Annotated in this window: 5 protein-coding genes; all 5 read right to left on the bottom strand. The window is 71.9% G+C overall.

Annotated elements, in window-relative coordinates; translation table 11 throughout:
• Positions 1–31: 31 nt before the first annotated feature.
• The 5 genes from OG413_RS30080 to OG413_RS30060 all read right to left on the bottom strand — a co-directional run bounded on the left by OG413_RS30080 (position 32) and on the right by OG413_RS30060 (position 6,346).
• Positions 32–706 carry a DUF5825 family protein gene (locus OG413_RS30080; protein ID WP_266811114.1) on the bottom strand — a complete coding sequence of 225 codons (675 nt, stop codon included), beginning with the start codon at positions 704–706 and terminating at the stop codon, positions 32–34.
• Between the two features lie 102 nt (positions 707–808).
• Complete coding sequence (locus OG413_RS30075) at positions 809–2,782, bottom strand: RiPP maturation radical SAM C-methyltransferase (protein WP_266811112.1); 1,974 nt, start codon at positions 2,780–2,782, stop codon at positions 809–811.
• Between the two features lie 174 nt (positions 2,783–2,956).
• Positions 2,957–3,079 (bottom strand): hypothetical protein, encoded by a 123-nt coding sequence (locus tag OG413_RS30070; protein WP_266811111.1) that lies wholly within the window; start codon positions 3,077–3,079, stop codon positions 2,957–2,959.
• Between the two features lie 25 nt (positions 3,080–3,104).
• Complete coding sequence (locus tag OG413_RS30065) at positions 3,105–4,979, bottom strand: S9 family peptidase (protein ID WP_266811109.1); 1,875 nt, start codon at positions 4,977–4,979, stop codon at positions 3,105–3,107.
• Positions 4,976–6,346: an MFS transporter gene (locus tag OG413_RS30060; RefSeq protein WP_266811107.1), complete on the bottom strand. Its 1,371-nt coding sequence runs from the start codon at positions 6,344–6,346 to the stop codon at positions 4,976–4,978. Before OG413_RS30060 ends, OG413_RS30065 begins: the two co-directional genes overlap by 4 nt.
• Positions 6,347–6,951 lie beyond the last annotated feature (605 nt).

Here is a 6,951-nt window from a genome sequence, read left to right as displayed (position 1 = left end):
ACCCGGACGGTCCGCCGTTCGTTCTCCGGTCTCAGATCGCCATGGGTTCCTGGATCCACCGGCTCACACGGTAGGGGACCCACCAGGCCAGCGGTCCGAGATGAAGGACGAGCTTCTCCTCGGTGAAGTCGTCCAGGGCGTCCTTCGGCACGGACCGACTCGGAGCCCCGTAGGAGAGCTCCTCGACGGCGCTGCGGTAGTGCGGCTCGTCCGCGGTGAAGCGCTGGAGGTTGCCCCAGCGGCGATCGCGGATCTGGAGGAAGCCGGGGCCGTTGCGCCACAGGCATTTGCCCAGGTAGTGGCCGTTGCGCCAGGTGGTGAGCGTGGCGAGCGGGTCAGGTGCCCCGTGCAGGGTCCGGGGCGGCTGGAGGTGACTGAGGGTCAGCCAGTCGTCCGGGCGCGCGGGGTCCAGCCGGAGGTCCCACTCGACGAGCACGGCGCGGGCGGTGAGGTCCCGCACCAGGCTGAGCGCCCGCACGGTGCGGCGGGCGCTGTCGAGGTCCCCCGTAGCCGTGAGGTCCACGGCGGCGGGCAGGATGACGCGGCGGACGCCGAGATCCCAGAGCCGGTCGCTCTCCAGCGCCACGGGGCCGGTCAGATCGAGTTCGCCCAGGAACATGCCGGGCAGGGCACAGGCGGCTTCGTCGTAGTCGCGCCAGGCCGTGACGCGCAGGGTGTCCGCGGTGGTGTCGAGGGCTGAGTCCATGGCAGGGGGTCTCCGGCTCGTCGGGTTTCGCCCACATCGGGCGGGTCAGCGGGTCAGGGGGCAGGGAGGAGCGGGGGGAGCAACGAACGGGGAGCGGGGACGTCAGGCAAGGACGGCGTCGCGGTCCGCCTGGGCGCCGCTGTCCGTTCCGCGCTCGGCCCCGGAGTCGGACTCCGGCGGGGAATCGGGTGCGGGCGCCGCGTGCGCGGTGCGCATGAAGCCCAGGCGCAGCAGGTCCTCGTTCACGGCGGACGGGGCGAGGTGCACATAGTGGCCGCCGTCGGTGAACAGCAGCCCGCGCTCCTGCCAGTGGGCCAGCAGCGCGTCGACGTCCGCCTCGGTACGGGTGTGGCCGGGCACCCGTACCGTCGCCTTGCGAAGGAGCGAGGCCGGTGCGTGGGGCTGGTCCAGCAGGCGGAAGACCGCGATCTCGAAGGGGTCGGACAGTTCCATGACCCGCCAGTCGAAGGCGCGCCGCCTGCTGACGAGGATGATCCGGTCACCGAGGTCCGCCTGGGTGAGGCGGGCGTCGGCGTGGTGCTCCTTCCAGAGCGCCAGAGCATCGTTGAGAGCCGAGACGGTGGTCTCGCCGATCCCCCGCTTGGGTGCCTCGAAGACGTAGGCGAGGTCGTACAGTTCCTCTTCCGGCAGGTCGTAGGTGAAGCGGTAGTGCGCCTCGGGCCGAAGCCCGGAGAACCCCAGTTCCGGCTTGTTGAAGTACGGGCTGAAACGTTCGATCGCGATCCGCGCGGAGAGATCGACAGGCGGGTCGAGGTGCTCCAGCGCCGGAATCTGGCCGATGACCGCTTCGTAGTCCTGCGGGCTCTCCCCGGGGAAGCCATGGAGGTAGTTCCACGAGATGGACAGCCCCGTCTCCGCTCCGTCCCGGAGCATCCGGACGTTCTGGCAGCCACTGACGCCCTTGTCCATCAGGTCCAGGACGCGCTTGTTGAGGCTCTCGATGCCGGGCTGCACGTAGATGAGGCCGGCGTCGGACAGAGTGCGCAGCTGGCTGCGCCGCATGTTGGCCTTGATCTCGATGTGCAGCCGCAGGTCGTACCCGCTGTCGATGATGCGGGGCAGCACGGTGGAGAGATAGCCCATATCGAGGATGTTGTCGACCACGTACATGTCGAGCACCCGGTGCTTGCGCGCCAGTTCCATGATCTCGTCGTAGAAGACATCGGGGCTCTTGCTGCGGAACTGCATGAAGGAGCCGTTGAGTCCGCAGAAGGTGCAGTGGTGCTTCTCGCCCCACCAGCAGCCGCGCGCTCCTTCGACGACGAGCTTCGGCTCGACCCAGTTGCGGGCGGCGGAGGAGGCCAGCCGTTCGAAGTAGCCGCTGTAGTCGGGCGCCAGGATGGTCGCGGGCGGCAGCGGGCTCGATGCCATGGCGTTCACGGTGCTCACCCCGTCGTCCGTCCGGTGGCACAGACCGGACACCCCGGCCGGGCTCTCCCCCGTGGCGAGCGCGTTGAGCAACTCGGGGAAGGCGGCCTCTCCCTCGCCCCGCACGACATAGTCGACGAAGGGGAAGTTGCGGTGCAGGGCCGCCCCCTGTTCGGCGTCGCAGTTGGCGCCGCCCATGACCGTCCTGATGTGCGGGGCGAGCCGCTTCACGTGCTTGGCGGCGGCCAGTGCCGCGGTGTTCTGCTGGAACGTGGAGGTGAACCCGACGACGTCGGGTTCCTCGTCGACGATCCGCTGGGCTATCTCCGCGACGAAGTCCGGGGCCAGACGGTGCAGTTCGTGGGACATCTTGATACGGGACTTCTTCAACCGGGTGCGCATGGCCTCGGTGAACTCCGCCTCGCGCCAGGAGGGGTCGTCGTAGAGGGCCGAGGAGAAGACCCAGTCGCCGCAGCCCATGAAGTACGAGGAGAGGGCGTAGTACTCGTAGTCGTCGGCCGTGAACTCGGTGCGTGAGGTGATCCAGTCGGTGAATTCCAGGTTGGCGTGGAGCACCGTCGCCGAGGCCCCGGGAACACGCTCGTCCACGCTGCGCTTGAGGATCCCCAGGGCGAGTGACGGAAGATCGATGGGCGACCAGGGCATATTGACCAGCAGAACACGCACGGGGGCTCCTTGCGGTGGCGTCGCGGCGGCGGGGCGGGGACGTGCGGGGGCACCAAGGCACTCGGGACGGTCCGAGGGTCCGGACCCCGGGACGGTCCGGCGGTCCGGAGGGACCGGGGGTCCGGAGGGGAGGGCCGGCCCGGTGCGCGGGGCACCGGGCCGGCCCCATGAGGACTAGCTCTCGTTGTCCGAGTCCTCGGCGTTGCGGATGGGAACCGTGATGGTGATGGCGATGCCCGGCTTGCGGCTTTCCTCGTCACCCGTGAGCGGGTCGTTGTTGATGATGTCCTTCTGCATGATGGGTCTGCCTTTCCGTGAGGCGTTACGGTGTGCCGTTCGCGGCCGGTGCGGAATCGCCCGTCGGCCGGACGGACTCCCCCCGCCGGGTGGCGGGGGGCGCTGTGGGGGTGGTGCGCGGACGGCCGCGCAGTTCGCGGTCGAGGAAGACGAGGGCACCGCGCAGAACGTTCACGTGGTCCCGCCCGTCGTATCCGTCGTGGCCGGTGTCCAGCCAGAGCGCCTCGTGCCGCTTGTGGTGGGTGGTCAGCTCGTCCAGGTACTCCCGGATCTGGCCGGGTGGGCACTTCACGTCGTGCGTCGCCGCGACGAGCAGCAGCGGCGCGTCGAGGTGCGGGACGTAGGTGTGCGGCGAGCTCCGCGCGTAGACCTCGGGGAGGTCCTGCGGCGTCCCTCCGAAAAGCCGCTCGTCCAGAGCCCGCAGGGCGGGCGTGGTGGTCGCGTGGGCATGGGCGAGATGGGCGACCGGTTTCACGGCGACGCCCGCCTGCCACAGGCCGGGCCGGGTGCCCAGCGCCAGCAGGGCGAGGTACCCGCCCCAGGACGTGCCCCAGAGGGCGAGTGCCCGCGGGTCGGCCCAGCCGCGCGCGACCAGGTCCGCACGGACCGCCGCGAGGTCGGCGACCTGGGTGAGTCCGACGCCCTCCGTCATCGCGCCCCGCCACGCGGGCCCGTACCCGGTGGAGCCGCGGTAGTTGACCCGGGCGACGGCGAACCCGGAAGCCACCAGGGAGTGCACGGCGCCGTCGTAGGCATCGCGGTCGTGGTCGGCGGGGCCGCCGTGGACGAGGAACACCGTGGGCGTGGGTGCGGACGTCCCCTCGGGCAGGGTGACGAGGGTGTGCACCGGTCCGTCGGGGCCCGGAGTCCACAGATCGTGGGGCACGCCGGGTACCCGCGGGGCGAGGCGCGCGGCGGAGGGCAGCGGCGTGCCGGCGGTGGAGAGCGCGCGCGGCGGCGTGGCGGTACTGGTCCAGAGCGTGTGGACGTCGCCGTTCACGTGCTCGGAGGCGTCCAGCAGGGTGCCGGGGTCGGTGGGCAGCACGGTCAGCGTGCGGGCGGTGAGGTCGGCACGGTGCAGGATGCTGCGGCCGTGCCGGTCCTGGCGGATCAGCACGGCGCGGCCGTCCGGGCACCAGCGCCCGGTGATCTCCGTGTCGAACGCGCACCACTCGTGGGTGACGATCGGCTGCCCCGGGGACCAGGTGGCGAGCAGGTAGCGTCCCTGCCACTCCCGTATCAGCAGCAGATCCCGCTGCCCGGTACGGGACCCGAACCCGAGGGACCACAGGGCTCCACCGGGTTCGGACAGCACGGCGCAGCGGGTGCCGTCGGTGCGGAGGACGGTGACCGCGTTCGTGGAGCGGGCCTGCGCGCTCACCGCGAGCAGGTCACCGGCGGCCGTGATCCCGGTCAGGGTGGCGTGATGGGGGAGGCGGGTCACCGGACGGGCCTCGCCGCCGCGTTGCCCGTAGTGCACGGTGGTGCCCTCCGCGTCGCCAAGGGCGACCGCGACGGTGCCGGCGCGGCTCACGCTCAGACCACGCGCCGGACCGGCGGGAACGCCGAGCAGGCCGTCCCGCGCTGGCCCGCCGTCGAAGGGCTGGAACTTCCAACGGCCCACCCCGTGGGTGTCCTCCTCGAACCACCACACATGGGCGTCGCCGTCGATGGAACCGTGGAACGTGCCCAAGGGGTGGTCGGTCACCTGCCGGGCTGCGGCGGCCCTGGCGTCCCAGGTGAAGACCTCGCAACGGCCCCCCGCGTCGGCGGTGAAGACCATCCGGAGCGGATCCGTCGCGCACACCTCGGGCAGCGCGTCCCGGGAGACCAGGTAGGGAGGGGGTGCTTCGACCGCCGTGCGGCTGCTCCCGGAATCGGCGGCTGAGGGGCCCGTCACGAGGTGCTCCCGGTGCTCCTGAGCGTACGCGGATGGGCCGAACTCGTATACGCGGCAAGGGCGATGAGGGCCACCGCGCACCCGAGGGCCGGACCGGCGGTGCCCGCCCGTGAGGCGAGCAGCCCCGCCGCCGCGGGCCCCAGTGCGGCGGCGGCGCCCGCGGCGGCGGCCAGAACGGCCCCGGCCCGTGCCTGGAGGTGCGGCGGAGTAGTGGCGATGGTCCTGGACTGGAGGACGACGGTGGCCGCGGGCAGGATCAGGCACACCGTGCCGAACAATGTGGCGAAGGCCCATGGCGAACGGGTCGCTGCCAGACCCGCGGTGAGCGGCACGAGCAGCCAGGTCACCGCGAGGAAGGTGCGCGTGGCACCGAGTCGGCCGGCCAGCGCGGGTGCCGCGAGCGCGCCCGCGATGCCCGCCGCCCCGGACACGGCCAGGACCACGCCGGTCGCGGACCCGCTGTGGCCGTCGTGCCTGAGGGAGAACAGCACCCCGAAGTAGAGGGCGGACAGCGCCCCGTTCACGACGGCGGTCCACAGCATGACCAGGCGCAGCAGCGGGGAGGAACCCACCAGGCGCAGCCCGGCGCCGACTTCGGCGAGCAGCTCCGTGCGGCGAAGCCGGCGGGCGTGCCGCTCCCGGCCGTCGCCACTGCCGTGGGGACCTGCCGCGCCGGGTGTCCCGCCCTCGGGCCCGTCCGTGAGGGCTGTCGCGGCCTTGGTGTCCGCCGTGGCGGGGGCACGCAGATCCGCACGCATGAACCGGATGCAGACGGCGGTCACCGCGTAGGACAGGGCGTCGGCGACGAAGGGCAGGGCGCGGTTCACCTGGTAGAGCGCGCCCCCGAGCAGGGGCCCCAGGACCAGGGCGACGTTGTCTCCCACCTGTAACCGGGCCACGAGGCGGGGGTAGCCATCCGGCGGGCAGATCATGGCGACCGTTCCGCGCGAGGCGGCTTCGTAGGAGGCGGTGCAAAGGCGTTCCACGAGCACGGCGCACAGCAGCAGGACCAGGGGCGGCCGTCCTAACGCCACGGTGACGGACACGGTCGCCATGGCGAGAGCGGCCCCGCTCGCGGACCACAGCATCACCGTCTTGCGGGCCCCCCGGTCGGCGGGGACCGCCGCCAGCGGGCCCAGTACCATTCCCAGGGCCGTGGACGCACCCGCGATCAGACCGACCGCGGCGGGCGAGTACCCCAGTGTGAGCAGCAGCAGGGGAAGTACGATGCCCGAGGTCTGGCTCCCGAGGGCATCGGCGGTGCTGGCCCACCAGAAGAGGCGCACATCGCGGGGCAGAGCACGGGGCTCGGCCGCGGGCGGAGTGGCCGGGCTGTTGTCCGCCCGGGACGCCGACGTCCCTGCCATCCACGCCCCCTCTCCGCATGCGGTGACGACCGGTAGTTGTTCACGACTCGTCCAGAACTTGAAGAAAATGCCAAGGAATTGAAACGAGCCGGAGCCTAGCCAGGCGTTACCGAGCGCCACAAGGCCAGTACGGGGTGCGGAATTACCGGCCCCACGGCGCAATCCGGCCGTAGACCTGATCCCTGTACGAGCCCGAGGGGTCGTGTGCCGCTTACCGGCCCACGGCCGTACGGCAGCGCGTGATGTGCGGCGGAAGGCTCCGGCGCCACCCCCGGTGAATTCGCTCCGGCACACGACCGATCGCCCTGTGCCGGGCGCCCCGCCCGGCCGCGCCACGCACGCGCGCGGGGACGGCGCCGAGGCTCCCGTGTGCTCTCACCTCGGGTGTCCGGCGGGCGATGCGGCGCGGAAAGAGGTCATGTTTCGGGAGTGGGCCGTCCCCGGACCGTACGGATCGACGGTGCCGCCACTCACGGGAGTCGGCTTCCCCGCGTTCTCGGAGGCGAACGGTGGACCTCCGCTTCCGTGAGCCGGTGACCGGCCCGTGCTCGGCGCGATCTTGAGGTCCGGCCGGGGCCGGTCCGCTCACACATCGTTCGCGCGAC

The organism is Streptomyces sp. NBC_01433 (genome assembly GCF_026340105.1).
Lineage (GTDB): Bacteria > Actinomycetota > Actinomycetes > Streptomycetales > Streptomycetaceae > Streptomyces.
Note: the sequence above shows the minus strand (reverse complement) of the source record. Positions and strands in the feature narration are given on the sequence as shown.

Coding starts and splice junctions, on each gene's coding strand:
- OG413_RS30080 (WP_266811114.1), bottom strand. CDS start 706: ATGGACTCAGCCCTCGACACCACCGCGGACACCCTGCGCGTCACGGCC.
- OG413_RS30070 (WP_266811111.1), bottom strand. CDS start 3,079: ATGCAGAAGGACATCATCAACAACGACCCGCTCACGGGTGACGAGGAA.
- OG413_RS30060 (WP_266811107.1), bottom strand. CDS start 6,346: ATGGCAGGGACGTCGGCGTCCCGGGCGGACAACAGCCCGGCCACTCCG.